Below are 25,659 nucleotides of genomic sequence, written 5' to 3'. Positions count from 1 at the left end.
TAATAAAAATGATGCGTCAAAAAAGACGCATCAATGTGTATTGAATTAATGTGTATCTAGCTTTGCGAAACCTTTGACCAAGGTATCTAATTCTTTCAGCTGCGCCAGGAAAGGCTCAAGCTGTGACAGGCGCAATGCGCAAGGACCATCGCACTTGGCTTTTTCCGGATCCGGATGTGCTTCCAGGAACAGGCCTGCAAGACCTGTTGCCATACCCGCGCGTGCAAGTGTCGTGATCTGGGCACGACGACCACCAGCAGAGTCAGCACGACCGCCCGGAGTTTGCAGCGCATGGGTAACGTCAAAGAACACCGGGACATTCATCTCTTTCATGATGTCGAAGCCCAGCATGTCTACAACCAGATTGTTATAGCCAAATGCTGAACCACGTTCACAAAGAATCAGTTTGTCATTTCCTGCTTCCAGACACTTGTGCAGAATGTGGCGCATTTCATGTGGAGCAAGGAACTGGGCTTTCTTGATGTTGATGATGGCATCAGTTTTTGCCATTGCTTCAACCAGGTCAGTCTGACGACTTAAGAAAGCTGGCAACTGAATAATGTCGGCAACCTCTGCCACAGGAGCCGCTTGATACGGCTCATGTACATCGGTAATGATCGGCACATTAAAGTGTTTTTTAATGTCCGCTAACCACTCGAGACCTTTTTCCAGACCTGGGCCACGGAAAGAGTTCAAACTTGAACGGTTGGCTTTATCAAAACTTGCCTTGAATACGTATGGGATTCCCAAACGTTTACAGATATCTACATAAGTTTCTGCAATTTCAAAAGCCAGGTCTTTGGACTCGAGTACGTTCATCCCGCCGAATAGTACAAATGGCAAATGATTTGCCATTTGTATATCGCCTAAACATACAATCTCTTGTGGTTTTAACTGCGACATTTAAACTTCCTAGTTGTGTCCTGACACCGATTATTGCGCTTTTTGATGCTGTTTTTTCGCAGCGTCGATAAAGCCAGCAAATAATGGATGACCATCACGTGGTGAACTTGTAAATTCCGGGTGGAATTGTACCGCAATAAACCAAGGATGTTCAGGAATTTCAACAGTTTCTACTAAATGTTGTACTGGTGAATAACCAGAAATCTTCATGCCTTTCTCTTCCAGCACTGGGATATAACGGTTGTTCATTTCGTAACGGTGACGGTGACGTTCGATGATTTCATCAGAACCGTACACAGCAGCAGTCTTGGTCCCTGGTACCAGTTCAGACTTCTGTGCACCTAGACGCATGGTACCACCAAGGTCAGAATCTACAGAACGCTGTTGCACTTCACCACGCTCATCTAACCATTCAGTGATCAGACCAATCAATGGAGATTTGGTTGAACGGTTGAATTCAGTCGATGTTGCGTCAGCAATACCGGCAACGTTACGTGCATATTCAATTACTGCCAACTGCATACCCAAGCAGATGCCCAGGAACGGTACGCCATTTTCACGGGCGTATTTAATTGCCTGCATCTTGCCTTCAGTACCACGTTCACCGAAACCACCTGGAACCAGGATCGCGTCAGCATCTTTCAGCACTTCGCTTACATCCTGACTTTCAAGCTCTTCAGCATTAACATAGTCGATCTGAACTTTAACGCGATTTTGAATCCCTGCGTGTAAAAGTGCCTCATTCACAGATTTATATGCATCTGGAAGTTCAACGTATTTACCGACCATTGCAACACGTACGGTGTATTCAGGATTCAGTAAAGCTTCTACAACGTTATCCCAATCTGTTAAGTCAGCTTCAGGAAGGTCGTTATAACCAAAACGTTCACAGATTAAATCGTCAACATTTTGTTCATAGAAAGTACGTGGAATCTGATAAATCGTACGCGCATCTTTACATACGACAACTGCACGTGCTTCAACGTTAGTGAACAGTGCAATTTTACGCGTAGTATCTGCATCAACATCGTGTTCAGTACGACAGATCAGAATGTCTGGCTGAATACCAATCGACAGAAGTTCTTTAACAGAGTGCTGTGTTGGTTTGGTTTTTAATTCTGCTGCAGACTTAATGTATGGGAGTAACGTTAAGTGCATAAGCATCGTGCGCTTGTGACCAAGTTCAACCATTAACTGACGTACAGATTCCATGAATGGGAGAGATTCAATGTCACCTACTGTACCGCCGATCTCAACGATCGCAACGTCATAACCTTCACCAGCGCGAAGTACACGTTCTTTAATATTATCAGTAATGTGTGGAATAACTTGCACAGTACCACCCAGGTAGTCACCACGGCGTTCTTTATTCAGAACATCCTGGTAAACACGACCTGATGTGAAGTTATTCAGTTTGGTCATTTTCGCACGACGTAAGAAACGTTCGTAGTAACCCAAGTCTAAGTCTGTTTCAGCACCGTCTTCTGTAACAAAAACTTCACCATGTTGGAATGGGCTCATGGTCCCCGGATCGACATTAATGTATGGATCCATTTTTACCATGGTCACTTTTAAACCACGGGCTTCTAAAAGTGCAGCAACAGAAGCAGCTGAAATACCTTTACCTAGTGATGATACAACACCACCAGTAACGAAAATAAAATGGGTCATTGGGTTTCTCGTACAATCGAGCCTAAATAGGCCTGCAATGTTGCGCAATTTTACTTTACCTTGCACCTAGAAAGCAAAGTCAATCCGCATCAATTCAAAGAACAATAAACAATTGACTATTCTAGCAGCATTTCCGATAAAAAATTAGAGTAAGTTCAGATCATTTCTATCTGCTAATTTACTGCTATAATATTGTAATCCCCTCTACATTTACCTATGAAGTAATGATGAATAAGAAACTTTTAATCTGTGGCGCGCTTGCAACCGGACTTTTACTTACTGCATGTGTAAAGAAAGAAGCTCCAAAGGAAGAGGAACAGACTGAAGTTGCTGCAGCATCGGAAGCAACCCCAGTAGAACAGCCGAATTTCGAAACACTGGAACCAGCAGAACAAGATCAGCCTTTAATTGAGGAAATTCCTGAAACAGTTGAAGTGATTCGTGAAGAAACGCCGAATACCACAACTGAAATTCGTCGTGAAACTCGACCTGCTCAAAGTACTCCTGCTACAGCACCGGCAGCATCACAACCTGCTCAAGCACCAAACACCCAGGATTCTGAGACTGAATACAAGCCTAAAACCAATTCAGGTGCAGAACAGTCAGAGGATGATGCTGTGGCAGAAGCCATTGCAGCTGCTACGCCAGCACTTGAAAACTGATTATTTTTCAGTTAAAAAACCCAGCTTATGCTGGGTTTTTTAATGCTACGTATTCAGGTTCTGCTTCTTCTATTGCTGCCGCGGCCATAGAAAGCTGCTTCAGATACTGTGCCATAAGACGAGTAGCCCATGATTCAGTTCTGGTTAAGCCCTGATAAAAACCGCAATGACTGCCCCTTTTCGTAGTAACTACAATAATATTCGGCATGGCACGGATACGGTCTTTATATGGATGCAGATTATTAATATGACAGACTGGGTCGTCTTCTGCATTCAGAATCATCAATGGGATTTTGACATTTTCAAAGACATAAATTGGGTTCGTGGCTTTGGTATAGGTTTCATAGTCTTCATAGCCAGCCAACTGAAAATACAGCTTCTCAAAATCGGCCAGATTTTGAACGGAAAGAATCTGCTCCCAAGAAGGTATATTTTTCCAGGTGTCCTGATAAGGATGAATAAATTTTTTCAGTAATTTTTTAGCCATAACCTTGCTATAAAATGGATGCACATAAGCAAAACCACTTTCAGTGTTATAGCCCGGACACAGTGCAAAGGCTGCTTTGAGTGGGGTCTGTTCACCCTCTTCCCCCAGATAACGCACTAACAAACCTGTTCCAGCGGAAGAACCTATACCATATAGTTCGGATTGCGGGAATTTATCCTGAATATAAAGTAACTGTTCACGTAAATCCTGAGTGGAACCAAATAGGTTCATTTTCGGAACAGGCATCGGCAAATTGGCATGACCACGGCGTAAACATAATGCCACTCGCCAACCCGTATGCAGATGCAGATCTCTGACCAGCTCACCCATTGATTCTGGTGAACCGGTAATGGTATGCAGTAAAACAATCGTTGGCGTATCTACTGGCAGGTCGAGTCCATACCAGGCAATACCAGTGATTCCGCCATCAGACATGTTCAGCTGCTCAATTGCATCGTATTTTAGTTTGATGGTTTTCTTTTTGATCAGGTCAAAATACAGAATATGAGCATGCGCATTGCATAGCCACGGTGTAGGACGGTATTTTTGCTTTAATTGTGGTAAATGATCAATCAGGTTCTGAAATACACCATTCGGGTTGTAATATAAAGTAGGCGTGTCCGCACCAATTACACGGTCCAAATACTCACCTGAAAGCTGAACTACTTTTTTTATCAACATTTTCATTTGTCTTTCCATCCAGTTGTCCTTCAGTGACTTACAAATTTCATGCCGGGTTATATGATGGCTCCTGAATCAGACTAGTTTTGGAAGGCCATCATCCGCTGTCCCATTTGTGCAGCAAGCGCTTCAAGACCTGACTTCGGTCGAATCATCACTTCAAAGTCGATAATTTTGCCTTCATCATTGAACTGAATCATATCGATACCCTTTAATTTCTTATCCCCCACATTGGCAGAAAACTCAAGTACAACATGGTTACCGTCTTCTGAATAGAAAGTACGGTGATACGTAAAGTTCTCGAAGACCTGAATCACATTAGTCAGAATAAAAAAGACTACAGGCTTACCTGAGTATGGATTAAATGCCACTGGTGAACAAAATACCACTTCATCTGCCAGCAGTTCATTCAGAATATTCATGTCACGGCTTTCCAACATTTCGTGCCAGAATGCGAGTGAAGCTTTGGTGGTTTGTAGAGTCATTTTTGGGTCCTTTTTTGTTTTTTAATTTCCGCATATAAACGATAAAGATTGATGCTTTTAAATATGATATCCCTTCTGTTAGAAAGCAGTTTCCCTCTTTATTAAAGGTGAGAAGTACTACTTCGCAAGGAGGAGTCATATATTTAATAGTTAAATCCTCTCCCTAACCCTCTCCTTTATTAAAGGAGAGGGAAAATTACATATCCATTTGTTTACATCACTACAAATCTTGGTTTGCAAACAAAAAACGGAAATGCAGTTTTTAATATTTTTAAATCACTGCTGCCAATTCAGCACCTTGACGAATCGCGCGCTTGGCATCCAGTTCACCGGCTTCTTTAGCTCCCCCGATCAGATGCACGCTCTTGCCTGACTGTTTCAGTTCATCAAACATGGCAGTATAAGATTCCTGACCTGCACAGATGATGACATTATCTACTTCAAGCAACGTTGGCTGACCGTTGACTGTAATATGCAAGCCCTGATCATCCACTTTTTCATAGCTGACACCAGGGATCATTTTTACGTGGCGGTGTTTCAGACCTGTACGATGAATCCATCCGGTTGTTTTACCCAGGTCTGCGCCCACGGATTTTGCTTTACGCTGCATCAAGTAAATTTCACGACTTGGCTGCTCTACACTTGGCTGTTTTAAACCACCGACATTGTCATAATCGGTATCGATTCCCCACTCATCATAGAATTTCTGCGGATTGACGCTGCCACTTTCACCTTCATGGCTTAAATATTCCGCGGTATCAAAACCAATACCGCCTGCACCAATAATGGCGACATGCTGACCCACAGGCTTACGCTCTTTTAGTACATCCAGATAAGACAGCACTTTTGGATGATCAATGCCTGGAATATCCAGCTGACGTGGATTCACCCCAGTCGCTACGACGATTTCATCAAATTCTGAAGACAGCAGCTGCTCAAAAGTCGCTGTATGATTCAGTTTGAGCTGAATACGGGGTTGCAATTCGATCTGGCGTTTAAAGTAACGAATGGTTTCGTAGAATTCTTCTTTGCCCGGAACAGTTTTGGCAATATTAAACTGACCGCCAATCTGATTGGATGCCTCAAAGACAGTGACATGATGACCACGACCTGCAGCATAAATCGCGAAACTTAAACCAGCTGGACCCGCACCAATTACTGCAATATTTTTTGGTGTAGACACTTCTTTGAAAATCAGTTCAGTTTCATAGCAGGCGCGCGGATTGACCAGACAGGTCGCAATTTTCATCGAGAAAATATGATCCAGACAGGCCTGATTACAGCCAATACAGGTATTGATTTCATCACTACGGCCCTGCTCCGCCTTTACCACAAACTCTGCATCCGCCAGCATCGGCCGCGCCATGGAAACCATATCCGCATGACCGGCAGCCAGGACATATTCTGCCATTTCTGGAGTATTGATACGATTTGAGGTAATTAAAGGAACCTTGACTGAACCTTTTAGCTTTTCAGTTACCCAGGTAAAAGCTGCACGTGGCACTTTGGTCGCAATGGTTGGAATACGCGCTTCATGCCAGCCAATCCCTGTATTGATAATCGTTGCACCTGCTTTTTCGATTTCCTGTGCCAGCTGAATCACTTCTTCTAGCGTTGAACCACCTTCAACCAGATCCAGCATCGACAGACGATAGATGATAATAAAGTTCTCACCTACGCTTTCACGGGTCCGGCGCACAATTTCAATCGGGAAACGGATACGGTTTTCATAACTACCACCCCACTCGTCATCACGGTGGTTGGTACGTGCGGCAATAAATTCATTGATCAGATAGCCTTCTGATCCCATGATTTCTACACCATCATAACCGGCATATTGGGCTAAGCGTGCACAGTTGGCAAAATCATCAATAGTCTGCTGGACTTCACTCGAAGTTAAGGCATGCGGTTTGACCGGATTGATTGGTGCCTGAATCGCAGACGGCGCGACATTTTCAGCCTGATAGGAATAACGTCCGGTATGCAAAATCTGCATGGCGATCTTGCCGCCAGCTTCATGCACTGCTTGAGTAATTACCTTGTGCTTCTCAGCTTCTTCTATCGTATCGAGCTTGGAGCCACCTTGGAAAGTCACACCGTGATCATTTGGCGAAATGCCACCAGTCACAATCAGGGCCACACCCCCTTTGGCACGTTCAGCATAGAATGCCGCCATACGATCATAACCACCCGGGGCTTCCTCCAACCCGACGTGCATAGAACCCATCAGAACCCGGTTTTTTAATGTGGTAAAGCCCAGATCTAATGGGGCAAGTAAATGCGGATACTTTGACATTTCGACTCCTTAGCGTGCCTGTCAGCTGGCTATTTTTATATCGGCTGATGTGAAATTCCCCTCAGTCATCAGCTTTTATGCAACTTGTTGCATTAATTTATAGTTCAGAATTGATTTTTATGCAACATGTTGCATAATAATCTCGAGTCATTTTTCTTGAGACGTTTATGTCTTTATCGCATGTTCTATTGACCAGTTTACTGGAAAAACCAAGTACCGGTATTGAGTTAGGACGCCGTTTTGACCGTTCGATGGGCTTTTTCTGGAATGCCACCCATCAGCAGATCTATCGTGAACTGAATGCCATGTTACAAAAAGGCTGGATCTCCACCATAGAAGATGAAGACAGCGGTTCACGTAAAAAGACTTATCAGGTAGAACGTCCAGGACGTGAAGAACTGGCCAACTGGATGCTGGAACAAAGTCCACCGGCTCAACTACGTGAAGAATTGATGGTACGCTTACGTGCTGAAGCCCAAATGGGCAGCAATACTATTTTGCCAGAACTGGAAAGGCATCTAGAGTTGCACCGGGAAAAACTGAATATTTACCGACAGATTTTTGCCAAAGATTTTGCAACAGCTGACGAAAATAACCGCACACTGTATATTCATAAAATGATTCTGCAACTGGGTATCGATCTGGAAGTAGGCTGGATTAGCTGGTTAGAAATCATGATTCTAAAATTAAAACAATTTAATAATGCAGCTGCTGGCTAGCATATAAAAATAAGGACTCAGTCGATGTCATATTACAAAATGCCCGATGGCGAAATGCTTTTTGTACGCGAATATGGACAGGGTCAGCCGGTACTGGTGTTGTCCGGCCTGGGGATGTTGAGCTGGCAATGGGCGGCTTTCCTCTATCCGCATCGGCATCAGTTCAGATTTATTATTCCGGAGTGGCGCGGTTTTGGTGCTTCCAGTGATTGCAAGATTCCAGATATGGATGCGATTTCCAGTCACTGGCTGGATGTGCAGTCGGTAATCCAGCAATTACATCTTGATAAGGTGATGGTGATTGCATATTCCATGGGTGCTACTACGGCCATGCATGGTATGCACTATGCTGATTTCGCCGAGCATATCACTGCTTATCTGCATATTGACCAGACCCCAAAAATCCCGGTAGATGACAGTTGGGGCTATGGCCTGTTTGGTGAACATCATCCGGTATTTATTTCTATTCTGACCCAGATTTCAGAATTACTGGCACCACATCATAATGTAAAATACATTAAAGATTTGGACAGTAACACTCGCCATCAGATTGCCAAACTTTGGCTGCAGTTTATTGGCTTGCAAAATAACAATAAATACAGCCTGAAAGCCTTTGAATGGATTATGAATCAGCCACGCCTGCAAAGTCTGCTATTACCATCAAACCGGGTCGACTATATGGCCTGGTATATCAATAATTATCTTTACCATCGAGAAGATTACCGTGCGGCGATTCAAAAACTAAAATGCCCGGTGACTTTCCTTAGCGGCTCACAATCCAAACTTTATCCAGTTGAAGGTCAAACCCTGATTACCCAAAGCATTCCACATGCCAAACAGGTACGTTTTGAAAAATCCGGGCATACTCCACTTTTGACTGAACCGGTAAAATTTAGCAAGGAAATCGCGGCATTCTTAAAAGCCAGTGCTAAGCACAGCAATCACGCAGCTTAGAGGAAAAAAGAAACAAAATGAAAAAACTGGTGGTCTTTTCTGGTGCAGGTATGAGTGCTGAAAGCGGAATCAATACCTTCCGCGACAGTGATGGTCTTTGGGAACAGCATCGCGTAGAAGATGTGGCAACACCAGAAGCATGGCGACGTGATCCCGAACTGGTACAGCGCTTCTATAATGAACGGCGCAAAAAGATTCTGGCTGCACAACCCAATGCTGCGCATCAAATGATTGCTGAATTGGAAGTTGCTTATGACATACATGTGATTACCCAGAATATTGATGATCTGCATGAACGTGCTGGAAGTTCAAAAGTTATTCACCTGCATGGCAATATCCGGCTGGCAAAAACGTCTGGACCAAAAGCGCAATACACCACCGAGTTTTATCCAATTGATGGAGCTGAACTGGATCTCAATAAACACCTTTGTAAGGATGGCTATCCACTGCGTCCGCATGTCGTGTGGTTTGGTGAAGCTGTACCTGCTTATGCAGAAGCACAGGACTGTGCGCAGGATACTGATATTTTCATTGTGATTGGTACCAGCTTGCAGGTTTATCCGGTTGCTGGCTTGATTCATGAGATTTCATCGAATTGCAGCGCTTACTATATTGATCCTAAAGCCAATCAGCAGCACTTACCTCCTCAGTTTGAGAAAATTGCCATGACTGCTACCCAAGGCATGCAATATCTGAAAGATAAACTGCTCAATGAAGCTAGATAGTCAATAAAAAGACAAAGTCAGCATTGACACATTGCAACAATAATTCTTTAATCACCTTATTGTTGCGTATATGGAATGAACTCATGCTGACAGATCTGGATGACTTTTATTGTTTTGCCCAAGTGGTGGAACATGGTGGCTTTAGTGCAGCAGAACGCGCCACTGACATTCCCAAATCCAAACTCAGTCGCCGGGTTTATAATCTGGAAGAACGTCTCGGTGTTCGGCTAATTCAACGTAGCTCACGTCATTTTGCTGTGACTGATATCGGTATGAACATTTACCGTCATGCCCAGGTTATGCTCAGTGCCGCCCAAGCCGCCCATGATCTGGTCGATCATCTCAGTACTGAACCACGCGGCATTATTAAACTCAGCCTGCCAGTTTCTATTGCACAAAACGAAATCGCACGGATTCTCCCTGCATTTCTGAAACAATATCCTGAAATCAAAATTCAGATGATGGTCACGAACCGTCGTGTGGATATCATCAATGAAGGTTTTGATATTGCCCTACGCGTCCGTTCCAGTCTGGATGATGATCCAAATCTGGTAATCCGTCAGTTTGACCAGATCGAACAGCATCTATTTGCCAGTCAGGGCTATCTGAATGAATTTGGTCATCTGAAAAATCCGGAAGAATTGTCCGAGCATAAAATCCTGAGCATGGCGGATGAACATACTGAACAGTTTTTGATATTACACAATAATATGCAACAACAGAAAAAGATCCGCGTTATGCCGACAGTGCTTGGTTCCGATCTAAGTATGCTGGCACAACTGGCTGCTTCAGGCTGTGGTATCACCCTATTACCTGATAACGTCGTGCAGCAATATGTGGAACGTGGTGAACTGGTACGTGTACTTCCGGAATGGAAAGCAGCACATGGTATTTTCCATATGGTTTATCCGTCACGTCGTGGCTTGTTACCTGCTGTTCGGGTCTTTATCGATTATCTGGTTGAGCACCTGCATCATGATTAGATTAATGAGCATCTAAGTAAAATAAAATAATAAGTAAAAAAAGCTCATCTACGGAGGATGAGCTAGTCAGAGTCACTACAGCATTAAGGGGTAACAATATTTACTCTGTAAATCAAAAAATATATCGCTTAGATCATTATCTTGGCTCTTAATCAGTTAATTATACGAGCAAGAATAAATAAAAGAGATTGATACAGCTTATCTATCTAACTCATATAAATATAGAGAATGAATCTCATTTGCACCACTGCAAGGCGTAATATTTTGTATTGTTTTGAAAACGTATGTGTATGCTCATTTACAATTAAAAAAACACTGATTTTTTAAAAATCAGTGTTTTCACAATCAGAGATTTATCTTTTATTTAAATTGCAGGATAAGAGCCCGTGCCTTCTGGCCATGGAGATAACAATTCAAAGCCAGTGTCAGTCACATAAACCATATGCTCCCACTGCGCAGATAACGATTTATCTGCAGTCACCACTGTCCAGCCATCTTTAAATTCTTTAACACGCGCTTTACCCAGATTCACCATTGGCTCAATAGTGAATACCATGCCTTTTTTTAGTACCAGACCCTGACCCGGTTGACCATAGTGCAGAATGTTTGGCTGTTCATGGTACACCTTACCTATGCCATGACCACAGTATTCACGTACGATACTATAACCTTCACGATGTGCCACAGACTGGATGGCATAACCAATATCACCCAACGTTGCACCCGGTTTAACCGCATGAATACCGGCGACCATTGCTTCATAAGTGGTTTCAACCAGTTTTTTTGCTTCAGCCGAAGGCGTACCAACATAGTACATTCTACTAGTATCACCAAAATAGCCATCTTTAATAATCGCAACATCGATATTGATGATATCGCCGTCTTTTAATACGGTAGTTGCTGATGGAATGCCATGACACACCACTTCATTGGGTGAAATGCAGGTAGTCTTGGTATAACCGTAATAACCCACATTCGCCGGAATGACTTGGAGTTTATTCACAATAAAATCATTACAGATGTCATCCAGGTATTCTGTCGTGACACCCGGCTTCACATGCTCTCCGATCATTGCTAAAACCTCAGCAGCCAGACGGCCCGATATACGAAGTTTTTCGATATCCTGTTCAGTTTTAAGACTTATCGTCGAAGCTCTCATGTGTTCATCCTCTTGGTCAATCCTTGAATTATAGACCCTTTTTCTGAAAGATGCGGTAAATTCCTTCAATAACAGCGATCGGAAAATGTATATTTAAAATATGTATTGCTTATAGATTAAACAAATAAAACTATTCAGGATTTTTTAGAAATATTGATAATTTATGATGATTTTTACAATTTATAAATTTATTTGATTGAATTCATAAATTTATTTTCACCAAAGTTCTACCTATCAGTTAAACAGAAAATTACTCAAGGAAATTCATCGAAGCTCAAACCAAAATGTGCTCCAAAAATCAGCATATTTCCTTTAAAATCGCTTTCTTTTGTTCGTTTATTCTCCCTCTATGACAAGTCTCCGTACTCGGGATATTGTTGCCTTAGGTTTTATGACCTTTGCACTGTTCATCGGTGCCGGCAACATTATCTTTCCACCGATTGTGGCTCAACAAGCCGGTGAGCATGTATGGTTAGCTGCTCTAGGTTTCCTGGTTACTGCAGTTGGCCTGCCTGTTATCACCATCGTGGCACTGTCTCGTGTTGAAGGTTCAATCCAGATCTTAAGTTCACCTTTAGGTAAAGCTGCAAGTCTTTTACTGACCGTAGTTTGTTATCTCACTGTTGGACCTTTATTCGCAACGCCACGTACTGCAACCGTTTCCTACGAAATTGGTTTCTCCTCTTATTTTGGCAATGAGCCAAGTAATCTGCTGATCTATAGCGTGATCTATTTTGCTGTGGTGACATTGGTTTCACTGTATCCAAATAAAATTCTGGATACTGTGGGTTACTTCCTGTCTCCATTGAAAATTATCGCCTTGGTCATTTTAGGGGTGGCCGCAGTTCTTATTCCTGCCAGTAACCCACCTGCTGCGATTGGTAATTATGTTTCTAGCCCGGTCACTGAGGGCATCGTCAATGGTTATCTGACCATGGATACTTTGGGTGCCTTGGTCTTTGGTATCGTGATTGTGCGTGCAATTACTTCTCGTGGGGTCACTGACCGTAAGCTGATTACCAAATATGCGGTAAATGCTGCCATTATTTCCGGGATCGGCCTAACCTTGGTTTACCTCAGCCTGTTTAAATTGGGTCTGGGTAGTCATGAAGTTGCCCCAAATGCTGCCAATGGTGCGATTATTCTGCATGCTTATGTACAACATGCCTTTGGTGATATGGGTGCCTATTTCCTTGCAATCATGATCTTTGTTGCCTGCATGGTAACTGCGATCGGCCTGACCTGTGCATGTGCTGAATATTTCTCATCGATTACTCGTTTACCATACAAAGCCTTTGTATTTGTTCTGGTTGGCTTCTCGCTGGTGATTTCAAACCTCGGTTTGACCAAACTGATTGCCGTTTCTGTGCCTGTACTGAGCGCGATTTATCCGCCTGCAATTGCAGTGATCCTGCTGAGCTTCTGTGGACATTTCTTTAAAAAGCCTGCTCAAGTTGTTGCACCAACCACACTGGTTGCATTTATTTTCGGTATATTTGATGGTCTTAAAGTTGCCGGATTTGATTTACCTGCTGCACTTCAGAATTTGCCGCTTTCTGAGCAAAACATGGCATGGCTTATCCCAGCCCTGATTGTTCTCGTGATTTCAGCTGTGATTGACCGTATCAGAAACTAATCTTTCTGCGCAGTGTCAATAAATCGTCTTTTTACCCAGAATACGATTTAAGCGTGATCAATAATTGTCAGGTTTTACCCAAACGGACATTTATTGGTTCAATTCACTGCATGATTATCAGTAAGCAAGCGTTCAGTTAAAAGTAGATAAAAATTTAGCTGATACACAATTTAACCATTCGTTTAGCTAAACTACCCTAATCATTTCCAAAATTATTCAATTTCATTTACTTATATCAATATTCTAACAAATTTTATAATTCATCAGCATCCCGTATACACGTGCTTACATTCTCTGCCGAGTAAACTACATATTATGGCGTAAAATTTGCATTTTTCCGCTTGTGCCATTTAAGTTTTATCACCCAGCACTGCCTTAAACCCTAATTTAAGCATTTAAATGGTTCAGGTAAATTGCTGTACTTTGATAATTTTTATAGCTCTACGACTAAAGTTGCTGTATTTCACCAGAACAGTCATCCGGAGCTATTGAAAAGTTCTGGTATTCGAAGTACAACTGTATGTTCAATTCTGATCAATCCACTCAGTTTTGGACATCAATAACACTAAAAATAGGAGGGATGGAGATGTTATCAGTACATTTCAAAAAGCAAGTCTTCATTGACGCTCTTAAAGCCAATTCTAACCTTGTGGTGTTTCTAAGCACTACCTTTGCGCTAATGTTGACTTTAATCGTTCACTGCGTAATTCAAGGCAATTTAAAGCCAGAGTATTTAGCGTATGCGCTGATCGTCTCGGCTGCATTTTACCTATGGGTGGTCATTGACCAGAAATATCGCTAATTAACCTTGATGTTGAACCACATGGATGACTTGGCCACTCATCCATGTGGTAGAAGAAAAAGAAAAGTCCAATTCAAGTATTTCTCCTTCCAATCAGAATAAAAATAATCTAAAACAGCCCCTGTGTTGCGCCCCAAAGTAAGATTCCTGTTCCACCTAGTTCTGCCACAATTAACCCGATCATCGCCAAAGTCATTAATATGCCCGGTAACTGAACCTTGCCCAATTGATGCGGTTTTTTGAATTGGTTGGTGGTGTCTTTCAGCACGCCATGCAGAATATAAGCCCCAATTGAGAAGCTGAAAAAAGCAAGATTCAATACTACACAGATCAGATTTATAGTTTCTGAAAATTGAGAATAATAAGCCAATACCGCAAGAATTAGTGTGGCTGGTGCATACAACAAGCTGCTACGATGATGATATTGAATAATAGTGACCGAAATTGCCTGCGGGTCATACAGATATTTCTTTAGCTCCTTTTCACAGGTTAACGTAAACACCTGCTGATCAAACTCGGCAATTTTTTCAAAAAAATAATCTTGTTGTTGTGTGGATAAGGCTTTGAAGTCAAACACCGTCTCAGTGATATCCATAATCCTTCACCCTATGATTGTTTTAATTTTTCAGACTCATTTTAGTGTCACAACCCGGAATCAGTTATCACTATTTTCCTGGATTTGTCCATTTTGTGATAAATCATTGTAATTATATGAAATAATTCATATTAATCAAAATAATTGTGAGTAAATTTAATCTAATGATTTTACAACGCTTATCTGGGCTTTCTCGCTAAAAAACCTGATAATTCAGCGAATTAATGAGATCTGGTTAACATTTTAATTCGACCAAAGGTTATCTGCCTGCCATCTACACAACGGCGAAATAACCGTCGTTATATTACATGAATTTTCAACTAAAAATCAAAATGAATCATAAAAAAACCAGTGAAAAATCACTGGTTTTTGTGAAACAAAAAATGTGTGAAGAATTAAAACAACTGGAAAGCTTTAGATGCCCAGCCGCGTGCAGCCGATGAACTGACCGCAGGCAAAGGTTGTCCTCCATAAACTACGCTGCCCTGCCGATCCTGATAACTCATCCAGCCAATGGTGTCAGCAAAGCCAACTGGGGCTTGGCTATAGTCACACACGCCTTGCGGGAAAACCCGATGCAATCGCTGGAGCTGTTCATTGCTAAAGCGGACCGTATTGCCATAATCCGACACATTTAAAGGTTTCAGCTGACACTTGTTGGCATAGGTGGTCAGGCTGTCCCCGGCCACCATACGCGGTGTGCTATATACCGGTAATCTGCGCGTGCTGCACAGATTCTCGCGGTTAATGATGCCGGCAGTAATACAAGCATCTTTTACATCTGCCGGTTTGTTTTGGGTCAGTTTGGTGGCAATAGGCAAATCACTTAAGTCTTTTTCGACATTGCTTAACCAGCGGTCCATATCATTAAAGCTGATTTCCAGACATTTGACATCGGCAATCATGACCAGATCACCGCCATAAATCACATGGTTATTATAATTGCCATGCGCTTTTTCCAGTCGCGCCCGAATGGCAAAGGTACGATAGGCGTCATGGAACAGCGCCGGGTCCGGACCTCGACAGTCAATAATCGCCACTTTATTCAGGTTGTTCCCAACATTAATTAAGCCACTGCGATAGGCATTGTTCAGCGCCGTATAATTGGCTTCTAGACGTTTAGGCACCGCCTGAATATCAATATCCACACCGCCTATTTTTTCGTTTAACTGTACAAACTGTTCTGGGGTGATGATATTTTTCATCAAGCTGTCTAGGCCATATTGTACCCCGACATTATCCATCGGCAGGCCGGCAAAACCGCGACCAATGCGTTTTTCAGTTTCGGTCCACAGCTCCGTTGGACGTGGGGCCAGCAAATTAATTGCAGCATCCTGAATCGAGCAACGAATGCCTTGAGGATTATTGGTGGCATGATATAACTGCGCCGATGAAATTCCCTTGCAGATGGTATTTGGCCGCGCCACATCAAACTGGGCCAGCTCACTGACATAGCCATTAATTTCAGAAATATGTCCCTGAACATGCGCAATCTGATGCGGCAAGAAGCTTAAACGGCCTTCTGGAGTCTGGAAATAATTAATCATCAGGTGATAATCGGCGAACTGTGAAGCGGTACTCCAGGCATCAGGGAATGAGCAAGTGGGTAAAATCCCCTGATAAATTCCCGGATAGGCATTGGCTACCCATTGCGCTGCCAGCGCACCACCTGAACAGCCCTGCCCGATGGTATAGCGTAAGGTGCCATATTGCTCAATAAAACGCTCTTTGGCCATAATCAGCGATTCTGCCTGAATCGCCAGATTACAGTTATGACCACTATGGGACAGTGCGGTCGACATCACCCCAAAGCCGCGGCCTAAAGCCAAAATGGTGACATCAGGCAAAATGGAACTTGAAGTGGCAATGACCGTTGGCGCAGAGGCAGACTGGTAATCATTACCACAGCTTTGGCCATGCGTGACCACCAGTTTATGGTTAAATTGCGCTTGTGGCTTTAAGGCGGTCCACGGCTGGTTCGGATCATACAACACCGCAAAACGGTATTCATCGCGGTTCTGATAGCCCACTTCCTCACGCACAATAAATGGCACCGTTAGTCCTTCATCGGTAGTGGTGGTGGCAATATTCTGACTGGCCGGCGGTTGTGCCGGGTCATAACTTTTAATGAGTCCCAAGCGATTTTTATAGTAATAGTTATATTGCACAGCCTTTTGACAGAACTGATCGGTCGACGCATTAGTACAGGTCCAGGGCTTTAACTGCGGGCCAGACAGTAATGGTCCACTCGAAGGATGATTGATCAGGCTTAAATGCTGATAATAACGCCCTGCTTCAACCTTGAGTTGATTATCGCCCAGCTTAAGTCCTTCAACTAAGGCTTGGCGCTGCTCATTGGCAAATGCATCACTAATATTTTGTCCATTCAGGGACACTTTCAACGCCGTAGTTTGAATATCATCGGGCAGATCCAGTTTCAGCAATACATCCGAGTCTGTAATTAAATCTGGCCGGGTGGATAACACCTCCACCATTTCCCGTTCTACTTTTGAAGATGTTCCTGAACCGGAAGAATCTCCACCTCCGCCACCACAGCCATACAATATGACACTACACACCGCAATATTGAGGCTATTGAATACCAGTTTTCCTTTCATACGCTCATCCATAAATTATTATTTTCTGAAGTTTTTATCTGTATAACTTCATTCATGAGCATAAAGATAATTTAACAACAACCATTGTCATTATTGTTACTTATTGTTTTATGGGCTATTTGAAAAAATCACCAAAATCAGGGATAAAAACTCAATTAAGCGTTTAAATATTTGATTTAATTTCAAGCTATTTTGCATGACTTAAAAGATGAATAGTTATATAAATTTTACTTTAATTAACTTGGTAAATGATTAAATTCTTTTATTCTTGTGTAATATTTTCCATCTTATTGGAAAACTTTTGTAACTATTTAGCGATGAAATGAGAAATTCAAAACATCCAAATTTCAGATAAAAATGCTTAATTTTGAGCGATAAAACTTGCTCCTCCCCCCCACTTTTGACTATGACCTTCCATTTATAACCAGCAGATCAGAAAAACTTTCGTAGGTTTAAGTAAAAGAATGTGCTTTAATACGCTGAGTATGAGATGAGCCTCTTACAGTATGTGCCTCAGATGTGCATACGACTAGCCCCTAACCATGGGGCTTTTTAATGTCTATATGATTTTGAAGTCGTATTAAAATTTAACCGGAAAATGCAATGATACTCTGAATCACCACAGCATTCACAATATCAATAAAAAATGCACCACACAGCGGTACGATTAAAAAGGCTTTATGTGATGGACCATAGCTATTGGTGACCGCCTGAATATTGGCAATCGCAGTCGGGGTTGCTCCCATACCAAAACCACAATGCCCTGCTACCAATACGGCTGCATCGTAATTTTTTCCCATGATTCTAAAGGTCACAATTGCGGTAAATAAAATCAGTACCGCTGTCTGCGCAAACAAAATGGTAATGAGCGGGCCTGCCAAATCGGCCAGCAACCAGAGTTGCAGTGACAGTAAAGCCATAGATAAATACAGGGACAATGACGCGTTGCCAAATACATCAATGGCACGGTCGAAAATATCGACTTTCAGTACATGCTCCAGAAAGTTACGTACAATTACTCCTGTACCTAAAGCCCAGACAAAGGTCGGCAGTTCAAACCATCTTCCCTGACTGATCTCTGTCATTTCATTCGCAACAAAAATACATAGCGCAAACATCCCCAAAGTCGACACTGCATTACTGGCTGTAATCAACCGGGTTTTCTTTGGATATTCGAAGGGTGCGGTGTTGATGCTAGTATCGAGTTGTTGTTCATTGGTCTCTTGCGCTACTGTCTCTGCCAACTGATTTCGTTTAATCAAGAATTTGGCAACCGGACCACCCACAAGCCCACCAATAATCAAACCAAAAGTAGCACTTGCCATTCCGAGGACAATTGCCCCCTGTATTCCATATTGAGTTTCAAGCACTTCACCCCAAGCACCGGCAGTACCATGTCCACCCGTTAAGGTAACAGAACCGACAATCAGACCAATCAATGGATCAAGCCCAAGTGCTGTGGCTAAACTCATGCCAACCGCATTTTGTACAACTACAAATAGAATGACACAGACCAGAAAGATCAGCAGTGATTTCCCACCTTCTTTGAGCTTGGTAAAGTCTGCACTTAAACCAACAGAGGTAAAGAACATCAGCATCAGAATGGTTTGAATTTCTGAGTCAAATGTGGCACTGATATTAAAAAATTTATAGAGAATAAAAGCTGTAATCGCTGCGATTAGACCGCCGATTACAGGTTCAGGTAAGTTATAGTTTCTAAAGAAGCCAATTTTACTAACAAGATACCGCCCAATAAAAAGAAAAAATACTGCAATCACCAAGGTGCCAAAGGCATCGATTTCATAATTCATAACATTCCCTATTAGCTTTATTTTCATACAGTTTTAGGAAAACAGTATGAAAAATCAATTTTAGAAATGTTATGCAAGTTATTGTTTCTAGTAATTGTTTAATTTATGTCCTAAATAGATTCAATTAATACGATGGAATATCATAAACCCAATTGTGTGCTTGCTGGTCTGTCGTACTTTCACAAACATAATAATCATGATCCCAAGCATCTTGATGGAAGATTTCCTTTTTATGGTAATTCACCTGTTTACCATTTTCGACGCAGACAAAGCTGTCGCCTTGGTCTTTGACTTGTGTTCCAATGAGGAAACCGCCAATACAGAGGAATCGGGATTGTGAGGGCATTTAATTAAATCCTTTATTCTACTTCTGTATCTTAAGTATATCTTCAATAATAGATATAGCTCCACTTGGCACATATTGCTTCCAAGATTCATCATTTTCTCTAATTAATTTACGAATAGTTGTCGACGACATTTTGTTAATAAGTAAATCTTTATAAAGAATATCAATCTGATAGCCAGCATTTCTTAGCTTATTAAGTTTATGTTCATTCCAAATTTCCACAATATTTGATACACAGATAATGTCTTTAGATAAAGTTATGTTTTCAATCTGATCAATATCAAAAGGTAAAAAACTAAATCTATCTTTATTGATACCACTTTCAACTAAAGAGGATTGAATAATTTTACAACGCTGTTCATAACTAAAAATATTATTCTCTGGATCATCTCTGTACATTTTATCCAAGAAATCTGTTTCAGAAATATTAGAAATATCAGGCTTAGTAATTCCAATATATAAATAATTATATTTTTCAAAAGCTTGCATAAAATATTTTAAATGCTCATTATGAAATGGCTGAAATCTACCATGTATGCAAGCTTTAGAATAATTCAATTTTTCCACCCTGATCACATTTCTTACAAAAACCAATTTTAAAACAATTATCGATCTCATTTAATGGACTTAAAAAAAGTATTGGTCCATTAAATTCACTACCGAATATTTTTTGACTTTCAATATTTGTAAAATCCTTTTCAAATTCATGAAACATATTTCTTTTAGCACTACAATCTAAATGGTCTACATTTTCAAAAACAGAAGGTATTTGATTGAGAAATATATTAATATTAAATTTATAAATTTTATTAAATAAGAACAACTCATTATATAAACCATAACCAGATATATCAGTTGCAAATAGTATATTATTAAATATATTCAGAATAAAACTATTATCTTTTTCTAGCAAATCTATAGATGACTTATTATTTTCATAATTATATCTACCACCTAATGGTTTTGTTAAAAATAAATTACCCTCTTCAAGCTTCTTTTTACTACCTATATTATCCGAAATAAGTGTTAAAGAAATAAAAGATTTTTCAGCAAATACTGTATGTGCATTTATCAAATTAATATTCTTATTTTTTAAATAATCTATTATATATTTAATTTGGCAACTTCTTTCTTTAACAGATAAATTATAATTAATACCAAAATTTAAAAAAGCATACTTCGCAGTCTCACCTGAAACCAATAAATCATTATTACAATGTTTAAAAGATATATCTACAAATTTTTTAAACGGCAAAGTTCCTTGATACACTAAATCCGTCGTTCCAAGTCCACTCATAATATTTTGATTATTAAAATTCAAGTAATCATAATCATGATTAAAATATTCTAACATTTCTGCAAAAGAAATTTTGTTGGAACAACCAATCACTACTCTAACTCCAATATTTGGGATTCTGGTATCGACTCCCAAAGATGATCAAAATATTTTTCAAAACCTGAATATAAAGATACATCATATCCATTTGTATTATATTTTTCTTTCAAATGTAATTGTGCCAATTGCTCACCTTGATGAGAGGGATCATTAAATAATGAATAACTTACTAAGCAAAAATTATTATTTATTAATGATAATCTAAACATAGGCATTTTAAATATTTGGTCAGCTTTATATAATTTAACTTCAATAGTAAGGTTGTAATCATTAACTAATTCCTTTAGTGTTTCTTGAGAACTTTTCACATTCTGTTGAAATGATGCTTCCTTTATCCCATTTTGTTTAGTTTGAGCATTTTTAGCTAATAGTTTTAAAGCTTCACTTTGCGGATCACATAAAATTAATCTAAATTTACCATTCTTGGAATTAACTCTTCTCACTGCTTCAGCAAACGCTTCTCTATTTTTAGTTAATTTACTTGCACCAACACCAATAAAACGAAAATCTTGGGTTATTAATTTTAATGTTCTATTATAATCAATCCCATTTTCAATTGTTTCATCAGCTCCACAAACTCCATTCTGCTCCAATCTAAATAAATAGTACCAAATTATAATTAGATAAATAGATTGAAAGCCTATCCACACAATATCACTTGTATGAAAAAATAATAAGATAAATGATAAATTTATAATAATAAAAACTAAATGTCTTGATAAAAAAGCTAAGACTTGGGAGGTACTAATAAATTTATTTATTAATTTTAAAAAACTTTGATAGTATGAAATTACTACCGCCCCTATTATAGAGCCCAATGCGCCAATTAATATTGTATAGGCTAAAGAATTTTCATCAAAAAAATTCATTTTAGATTCCGTAAAATAATTTCTGACCAACTATCTAAAGAGTTATAGTTAACTTTAAGAAATTCTATATTTTCAATTTTTAAGTTTGAAAATAATTTTTTTTCTTTTGTTGATATACTACCAATATCTTTAAGTAATACTTTATAAACTAAACCAAGATGCTGAGCACCGATTTCTGTACTATCATCATATAATAGTCCAAGTTGAGAGACCTTTATTAATTGGGTACTATCTATATTAACTTCTTCAAATAACTCCCTTAATACAAAGGGAAAATCAGAAGAAGTATCTAAACAATCAAATAATGTAAAGAATTCCTCATATAGAATATGCCCCCCAAAATTTATACATTTTTTATTATAATTAAGCCTTTTTTCAGGTTGATAATTCGTTTTATAAAAGGTAATTATATTATCTTTACAATCTCCTACAACAAAACATGAGACTAGCTGAACTATACTATGATCCTGCTCAGCTACTGATCTCTGCATTGGCTTTATTATTGTTTTAAAATTAGATTCACTAAAATCAATATATTTAAATTTATTTTTGATATTAAAATTTAAGATATTTTCGATTGGAAATACGGAAATTATTTCATCAAGAGGACTAATTTTTGTTGCGCTTGTTGGATAAACCTCGGAGTATCTTTCAGTTTTTAACCACTCTCTTAATCCGAACTTATTTGATGCAGTTTTGAAAAACAAAGAATTTTCACCATTGAGTAAAATATTATCTATCAAATAATCATAGATTATTTCTTCTCCTAACATTAAAGATAAAGAGATTTCTGCACTCGTAATCGGTACATTTTTTGACTTTAGGATAGATAAAATTGCTACATCATTCATATTTTCTAGTGTATCAAAAAAGACTAATTTTAAATATATTTATTCAACTATCCAGATTATTTTTATAGCCTTTTAGATAAGTTAAGCTTTTCTATTTAAGTTTAATAAAATAAGGACTGATAAATCAGCCCTTATTTTCAACTACTTAATCAATTAAGACAACTGAGCAGCAGCAATTTTCTTGGTATCTACATTTTCAGCAGCATCTGTATATTCAGACATTTGATCGAAGTTCAAGTACTTGTAAATGTCAGCAGACATGCTGTCGATTTGAGAAGCGTATTGTTGATACTCTTCTGGAGTTGGTAATTTACCAAGAACCGCAGCAACAGCAGCAAGCTCAGCAGAAGCCAAGTAAACGTTTGCACCTTGACCTAAACGGTTCGGGAAGTTACGTGTAGAAGTAGATACTACAGTTGTGTTCGGTGCTACACGTGCTTGGTTACCCATACATAATGAACAACCTGGCATTTCAGTACGCGCACCCGCTTTACCATAAATGTTGAAGAAACCTTCTTCCATTAACTGGTGTTCGTCCATACGCGTTGGAGGAGCCAACCATAGACGAGTAGATAAAGAACCGCCAGGAACTTTGTCTAATAACTTACCAGCTGCACGGAAGTGACCGATGTTAGTCATACAAGAACCAATGAATACTTCATCAATCTTGTCGCCTTGAACGTCAGAAAGCAGTTTCGCATCATCTGGATCGTTCGGGCAGCACAGGATAGGTTCGTTGATGTCAGCAAGGTCGATTTCGTACACTTTAGTGTATTCAGCATCAGCATCAGCTTTTAGCAGTGATGGGTTCGCTAACCATTTTTCCATGTTCTCAACACGGCGCGCCATAGTACGAGCATCGCCATAACCTTGTGAAATCATCCACTTCAGCATCGTGATGTTAGAACGTAGGTATTCAGCAACTTTCTCTTCAGAAAGCGTGATCGCACAGCCTGCAGCAGAACGTTCAGCAGAAGCATCAGACAATTCGAATGCTTGCTCAACAGTCAGGTCAGTTTCCATTTCTGTTAAGTCGATCTCTAAGATACGACCAGAGAAGATGTTTTTCTTACCTTTCTTCTCTACAGTCAGGTCACCTTCTTTAATTGCGTAGTAAGGAATCGCGTGTACCAGGTCACGTAAAGTGATACCAGGCTGCATTTTACCTTTGAACTTCACAAGTACAGATTCAGGCATATCCAGTGGCATAACACCAGTCGCAGCAGCGAACGCTACAAGACCAGAACCCGCTGGGAAAGAAATACCAATTGGGAAACGAGTATGCGAGTCACCACCAGTACCTACTGTATCTGGAAGCAGCATACGGTTTAACCAAGAGTGGATAATACCGTCACCTGGACGTAAAGAAACACCACCACGGTTCATGATGAAGTCAGGAAGCGTGTGTTGCATTTGAACGTCAACTGGTTTTGGATACGCAGCTGTGTGACAGAAAGATTGCATTACTAAGTCTGCAGAGAAACCTAAGCACGCTAAATCTTTTAATTCGTCACGTGTCATTGGACCTGTTGTATCTTGAGAACCAACAGTAGTCATCTTAGGTTCGCAGTAAGTACCTGGACGAACGCCTTGACCTTCTGGAAGACCACATGCACGACCAACCATCTTCTGCGCTAAAGTGAAGCCTTTGCCAGAGTCAGCAGGTTGTACTGGAGTACGGAATAAAGAAGATGGCTCAAGACCTAAAGCTTCACGTGCTTTACCCGTTAAACCACGACCAATGATCAGGTTAATACGGCCACCAGCACGTACTTCGTCTAGAAGTACTGGAGTTTTCAGTTCAGATTCAGCAATTTGTTCGCCGTTTTTGAACGCAGTTACTTTTGCAGCAGCGTGATCGATTTTCAGAGTGATTTCATCACCCATGTTCATGTTAGAAACATCGATTTCAACTGGTAATGCACCCGCATCTTCCATGGTGTTAAAGAAGATTGGCGCAATTTTACCGCCTAAGCAGTAACCGCCATCTTTTTTGTTTGGAATGTGTGGCAGTTCGTCACCAAAGAACCAAAGCACAGAGTTGGTTGCAGATTTACGAGAAGAACCGGTACCAACAACGTCACCAACGTAAGCAACCTGGTTGCCTTTCGCGATCAGTTCTTTAATTTGGTTTAATGGACCAACTTCACCAGGAACTTCTGGGTTGATACCATCACGAACGTTTTTCAGCATTGCATTTGCGTGCAATGGAATGTCTGGACGGCTCCACGCGTCTTGTGCAGGTGACAAGTCGTCAGTATTCGTTTCGCCTGTTACTTTGAAAACAGTCAGTTTGATTTCTTCTGGAACGTCTGGACGGCTAGTGAACCATTCAGCTTCAGCCCATGATTGAAGTACTGCTTTCGCATTGTCATTGCCCGCTTTTGCTTTTTCAGCAACGTCGTGGAATGCATCAAATACAAGCAGGGTTTTCTTCAGGGCATCAGCCGCTAAACCACCAAGTTCAGCATTTTCCAGAAGCTCAACTAAAGGCGCTACGTTATAACCACCAAGCATAGTACCTAGTAAGTAAACCGCACGTTCTTTAGAAACTAATGGAGAAGTCGCTTCGCCTTTTGCAACAGCAGACAGGAAAGCAGCTTTTACATAAGCAGCTTGGTCTACACCCGCTGGAACACGGTTTTCAAGCAAATCAACCAAGAAAGCTTCTTCACCAGCTGGCGGGTTTTTTAATAATTCAACTAATGCAGCGGTTTGAGCATCATCAAGTGGCTTCGGTGGGACTCCGAGTGCGGCACGTTCTTCAACGTGTTGGCGGTAAGCTTCTAGCACGGTTTATTCCTCTTTTTTAAAAAATTATCTGTGAATTCCTACTTTATAGAGCTTCACAAATAATATGGACTCTCAAATTTTACTAAAATTCCAGTTAAAAGTTAATGCAAGTAAAGTGTTTCTTTGTGATGCTCATTATTTTGTAAATAAATGATGTGCATAATGATTATTTGATAGTCAAAAATCTGTTTTCTTGCATAAATTAAGCTCTAATTGA

Annotated in this window: 23 protein-coding genes; 8 read left to right on the top strand and 15 right to left on the bottom strand. The window is 40.4% G+C overall.

Annotated features, from left to right (window positions below):
• Nucleotides 1–45: 45 nt before the first annotated feature.
• Both kdsA and ACTJIX_RS10885 read right to left on the bottom strand, forming a co-directional pair.
• Nucleotides 46–903 (bottom strand): 3-deoxy-8-phosphooctulonate synthase, encoded by an 858-nt coding sequence (gene kdsA / locus ACTJIX_RS10890; RefSeq protein ID WP_005222369.1) that lies wholly within the window; start codon nucleotides 901–903, stop codon nucleotides 46–48.
• A gap of 30 nt (nucleotides 904–933) precedes the next feature.
• A complete protein-coding gene (locus ACTJIX_RS10885; RefSeq protein ID WP_005222370.1) occupies nucleotides 934–2,574 on the bottom strand; it encodes a CTP synthase in 1,641 nt (546 codons plus the stop codon).
• Between the two features lie 227 nt (nucleotides 2,575–2,801).
• On the opposite strand from ACTJIX_RS10885, the gene ACTJIX_RS10880 reads away from it, so the two are divergent.
• On the top strand, nucleotides 2,802–3,236 hold the full coding sequence (locus tag ACTJIX_RS10880; protein WP_008304156.1) for a hypothetical protein: 435 nt from the start codon (nucleotides 2,802–2,804) through the stop codon (nucleotides 3,234–3,236).
• 25 nt (nucleotides 3,237–3,261) lie between these two features.
• Here the strand turns inward: ACTJIX_RS10880 and ACTJIX_RS10875 are convergent, their stop codons facing one another.
• The 3 genes from ACTJIX_RS10875 to ACTJIX_RS10865 all read right to left on the bottom strand — a co-directional run bounded on the left by ACTJIX_RS10875 (nucleotide 3,262) and on the right by ACTJIX_RS10865 (nucleotide 7,185).
• Complete coding sequence (locus tag ACTJIX_RS10875) at nucleotides 3,262–4,410, bottom strand: YheT family hydrolase (protein ID WP_034434246.1); 1,149 nt, start codon at nucleotides 4,408–4,410, stop codon at nucleotides 3,262–3,264.
• Between the two features lie 74 nt (nucleotides 4,411–4,484).
• A complete protein-coding gene (locus ACTJIX_RS10870; protein ID WP_005222372.1) occupies nucleotides 4,485–4,889 on the bottom strand; it encodes a nuclear transport factor 2 family protein in 405 nt (134 codons plus the stop codon).
• A gap of 271 nt (nucleotides 4,890–5,160) precedes the next feature.
• Nucleotides 5,161–7,185 (bottom strand): NADPH-dependent 2,4-dienoyl-CoA reductase, encoded by a 2,025-nt coding sequence (locus tag ACTJIX_RS10865; protein WP_004815791.1) that lies wholly within the window; start codon nucleotides 7,183–7,185, stop codon nucleotides 5,161–5,163.
• 167 nt (nucleotides 7,186–7,352) lie between these two features.
• On the opposite strand from ACTJIX_RS10865, the gene ACTJIX_RS10860 reads away from it, so the two are divergent.
• From ACTJIX_RS10860 to ACTJIX_RS10845, 4 genes are all read left to right on the top strand, one after another.
• Nucleotides 7,353–7,904 (top strand): PadR family transcriptional regulator, encoded by a 552-nt coding sequence (locus ACTJIX_RS10860; RefSeq protein WP_005222373.1) that lies wholly within the window; start codon nucleotides 7,353–7,355, stop codon nucleotides 7,902–7,904.
• Between the two features lie 24 nt (nucleotides 7,905–7,928).
• Nucleotides 7,929–8,858 carry an alpha/beta fold hydrolase gene (locus ACTJIX_RS10855; protein ID WP_440611448.1) on the top strand — a complete coding sequence of 310 codons (930 nt, stop codon included), beginning with the start codon at nucleotides 7,929–7,931 and terminating at the stop codon, nucleotides 8,856–8,858.
• A gap of 17 nt (nucleotides 8,859–8,875) precedes the next feature.
• Nucleotides 8,876–9,583, top strand: coding sequence for an SIR2 family NAD-dependent protein deacylase (locus tag ACTJIX_RS10850; protein WP_004893026.1), 708 nt, complete (start codon nucleotides 8,876–8,878; stop codon nucleotides 9,581–9,583).
• Nucleotides 9,584–9,666: 83 nt separating this feature from the next.
• The gene (locus ACTJIX_RS10845; protein ID WP_004893023.1) at nucleotides 9,667–10,566 is read left to right on the top strand and encodes a LysR substrate-binding domain-containing protein; all 900 of its coding nucleotides are present in this window, start codon (nucleotides 9,667–9,669) and stop codon (nucleotides 10,564–10,566) included.
• Between the two features lie 364 nt (nucleotides 10,567–10,930).
• Here the strand turns inward: ACTJIX_RS10845 and map are convergent, their stop codons facing one another.
• Nucleotides 10,931–11,725 carry a type I methionyl aminopeptidase gene (gene map, locus ACTJIX_RS10840; protein ID WP_440611447.1) on the bottom strand — a complete coding sequence of 265 codons (795 nt, stop codon included), beginning with the start codon at nucleotides 11,723–11,725 and terminating at the stop codon, nucleotides 10,931–10,933.
• 349 nt (nucleotides 11,726–12,074) lie between these two features.
• On the opposite strand from map, the gene brnQ reads away from it, so the two are divergent.
• From brnQ to ACTJIX_RS10825, 3 genes are all read left to right on the top strand, one after another.
• Entirely contained in the window at nucleotides 12,075–13,361 is a 1,287-nt protein-coding gene (brnQ, locus tag ACTJIX_RS10835; RefSeq protein WP_005222381.1) for a branched-chain amino acid transport system II carrier protein, read from the top strand.
• Nucleotides 13,362–13,774: 413 nt separating this feature from the next.
• Nucleotides 13,775–13,924, top strand: coding sequence for a hypothetical protein (locus ACTJIX_RS10830; protein WP_440611446.1), 150 nt, complete (start codon nucleotides 13,775–13,777; stop codon nucleotides 13,922–13,924).
• Nucleotides 13,925–13,947: 23 nt separating this feature from the next.
• On the top strand, nucleotides 13,948–14,163 hold the full coding sequence (locus ACTJIX_RS10825; protein ID WP_004893017.1) for a hypothetical protein: 216 nt from the start codon (nucleotides 13,948–13,950) through the stop codon (nucleotides 14,161–14,163).
• Nucleotides 14,164–14,272: 109 nt separating this feature from the next.
• On the opposite strand, the gene ACTJIX_RS10820 is transcribed toward ACTJIX_RS10825, so the two are convergent.
• From ACTJIX_RS10820 to ACTJIX_RS10780, 9 genes are all read right to left on the bottom strand, one after another.
• Nucleotides 14,273–14,758 (bottom strand): hypothetical protein, encoded by a 486-nt coding sequence (locus ACTJIX_RS10820; RefSeq protein ID WP_008304148.1) that lies wholly within the window; start codon nucleotides 14,756–14,758, stop codon nucleotides 14,273–14,275.
• A 395-nt stretch (nucleotides 14,759–15,153) separates the two neighbouring features.
• On the bottom strand, nucleotides 15,154–17,376 hold the full coding sequence (locus ACTJIX_RS10815) for a DUF6351 family protein (protein ID WP_111810748.1): 2,223 nt from the start codon (nucleotides 17,374–17,376) through the stop codon (nucleotides 15,154–15,156).
• Nucleotides 17,377–17,963: 587 nt separating this feature from the next.
• On the bottom strand, nucleotides 17,964–19,187 hold the full coding sequence (gene gltS, locus ACTJIX_RS10810; protein WP_008304146.1) for a sodium/glutamate symporter: 1,224 nt from the start codon (nucleotides 19,185–19,187) through the stop codon (nucleotides 17,964–17,966).
• 124 nt (nucleotides 19,188–19,311) lie between these two features.
• Complete coding sequence (locus ACTJIX_RS10805) at nucleotides 19,312–19,533, bottom strand: hypothetical protein (protein WP_111810482.1); 222 nt, start codon at nucleotides 19,531–19,533, stop codon at nucleotides 19,312–19,314.
• 18 nt (nucleotides 19,534–19,551) lie between these two features.
• On the bottom strand, nucleotides 19,552–20,091 hold the full coding sequence (locus ACTJIX_RS10800) for an adenylyltransferase/cytidyltransferase family protein (protein ID WP_213065967.1): 540 nt from the start codon (nucleotides 20,089–20,091) through the stop codon (nucleotides 19,552–19,554).
• Complete coding sequence (locus tag ACTJIX_RS10795; protein WP_111810480.1) at nucleotides 20,078–20,923, bottom strand: hypothetical protein; 846 nt, start codon at nucleotides 20,921–20,923, stop codon at nucleotides 20,078–20,080. The genes ACTJIX_RS10800 and ACTJIX_RS10795 overlap by 14 nt, the downstream gene beginning before the upstream one ends.
• On the bottom strand, nucleotides 20,923–21,798 hold the full coding sequence (locus ACTJIX_RS10790; RefSeq protein WP_262467274.1) for a hypothetical protein: 876 nt from the start codon (nucleotides 21,796–21,798) through the stop codon (nucleotides 20,923–20,925). The genes ACTJIX_RS10795 and ACTJIX_RS10790 overlap by 1 nt, the downstream gene beginning before the upstream one ends.
• On the bottom strand, nucleotides 21,795–22,649 hold the full coding sequence (locus ACTJIX_RS10785; protein WP_262467273.1) for a hypothetical protein: 855 nt from the start codon (nucleotides 22,647–22,649) through the stop codon (nucleotides 21,795–21,797). The genes ACTJIX_RS10790 and ACTJIX_RS10785 overlap by 4 nt, the downstream gene beginning before the upstream one ends.
• Nucleotides 22,650–22,802: 153 nt before the next feature.
• Entirely contained in the window at nucleotides 22,803–25,442 is a 2,640-nt protein-coding gene (locus ACTJIX_RS10780) for a bifunctional aconitate hydratase 2/2-methylisocitrate dehydratase (RefSeq protein ID WP_440611445.1), read from the bottom strand.
• Nucleotides 25,443–25,659: the final 217 nt, after the last annotated feature.

The organism is Acinetobacter sp. 22323 (assembly GCF_052044895.1).
Lineage (GTDB): Bacteria > Pseudomonadota > Gammaproteobacteria > Pseudomonadales > Moraxellaceae > Acinetobacter > Acinetobacter schindleri.
This window is presented reverse-complemented; position numbering and strand designations above follow the sequence as displayed.

Excerpts from the sequence above, each read along its gene's own strand:
- ACTJIX_RS10870 (WP_005222372.1), bottom strand. The coding sequence starts at position 4,889 with ATGACTCTACAAACCACCAAAGCTTCACTCGCATTCTGGCACGAAATG.
- ACTJIX_RS10860 (WP_005222373.1), top strand. The coding sequence starts at position 7,353 with ATGTCTTTATCGCATGTTCTATTGACCAGTTTACTGGAAAAACCAAGT.
- ACTJIX_RS10850 (WP_004893026.1), top strand. The coding sequence starts at position 8,876 with ATGAAAAAACTGGTGGTCTTTTCTGGTGCAGGTATGAGTGCTGAAAGC.
- ACTJIX_RS10865 (WP_004815791.1), bottom strand. The coding sequence starts at position 7,185 with ATGTCAAAGTATCCGCATTTACTTGCCCCATTAGATCTGGGCTTTACC.
- brnQ (WP_005222381.1), top strand. The coding sequence starts at position 12,075 with ATGACAAGTCTCCGTACTCGGGATATTGTTGCCTTAGGTTTTATGACC.
- ACTJIX_RS10845 (WP_004893023.1), top strand. The coding sequence starts at position 9,667 with ATGCTGACAGATCTGGATGACTTTTATTGTTTTGCCCAAGTGGTGGAA.
- ACTJIX_RS10825 (WP_004893017.1), top strand. The coding sequence starts at position 13,948 with ATGTTATCAGTACATTTCAAAAAGCAAGTCTTCATTGACGCTCTTAAA.
- ACTJIX_RS10855 (WP_440611448.1), top strand. The coding sequence starts at position 7,929 with ATGTCATATTACAAAATGCCCGATGGCGAAATGCTTTTTGTACGCGAA.
- ACTJIX_RS10875 (WP_034434246.1), bottom strand. The coding sequence starts at position 4,410 with ATGAAAATGTTGATAAAAAAAGTAGTTCAGCTTTCAGGTGAGTATTTG.
- map (WP_440611447.1), bottom strand. The coding sequence starts at position 11,725 with ATGAGAGCTTCGACGATAAGTCTTAAAACTGAACAGGATATCGAAAAA.
- ACTJIX_RS10885 (WP_005222370.1), bottom strand. The coding sequence starts at position 2,574 with ATGACCCATTTTATTTTCGTTACTGGTGGTGTTGTATCATCACTAGGT.
- ACTJIX_RS10820 (WP_008304148.1), bottom strand. The coding sequence starts at position 14,758 with ATGGATATCACTGAGACGGTGTTTGACTTCAAAGCCTTATCCACACAA.
- ACTJIX_RS10815 (WP_111810748.1), bottom strand. The coding sequence starts at position 17,376 with ATGAAAGGAAAACTGGTATTCAATAGCCTCAATATTGCGGTGTGTAGT.
- ACTJIX_RS10790 (WP_262467274.1), bottom strand. The coding sequence starts at position 21,798 with ATGAATTTTTTTGATGAAAATTCTTTAGCCTATACAATATTAATTGGC.
- ACTJIX_RS10785 (WP_262467273.1), bottom strand. The coding sequence starts at position 22,649 with ATGAATGATGTAGCAATTTTATCTATCCTAAAGTCAAAAAATGTACCG.
- ACTJIX_RS10805 (WP_111810482.1), bottom strand. The coding sequence starts at position 19,533 with ATGCCCTCACAATCCCGATTCCTCTGTATTGGCGGTTTCCTCATTGGA.
- kdsA (WP_005222369.1), bottom strand. The coding sequence starts at position 903 with ATGTCGCAGTTAAAACCACAAGAGATTGTATGTTTAGGCGATATACAA.
- ACTJIX_RS10880 (WP_008304156.1), top strand. The coding sequence starts at position 2,802 with ATGAATAAGAAACTTTTAATCTGTGGCGCGCTTGCAACCGGACTTTTA.
- gltS (WP_008304146.1), bottom strand. The coding sequence starts at position 19,187 with ATGAATTATGAAATCGATGCCTTTGGCACCTTGGTGATTGCAGTATTT.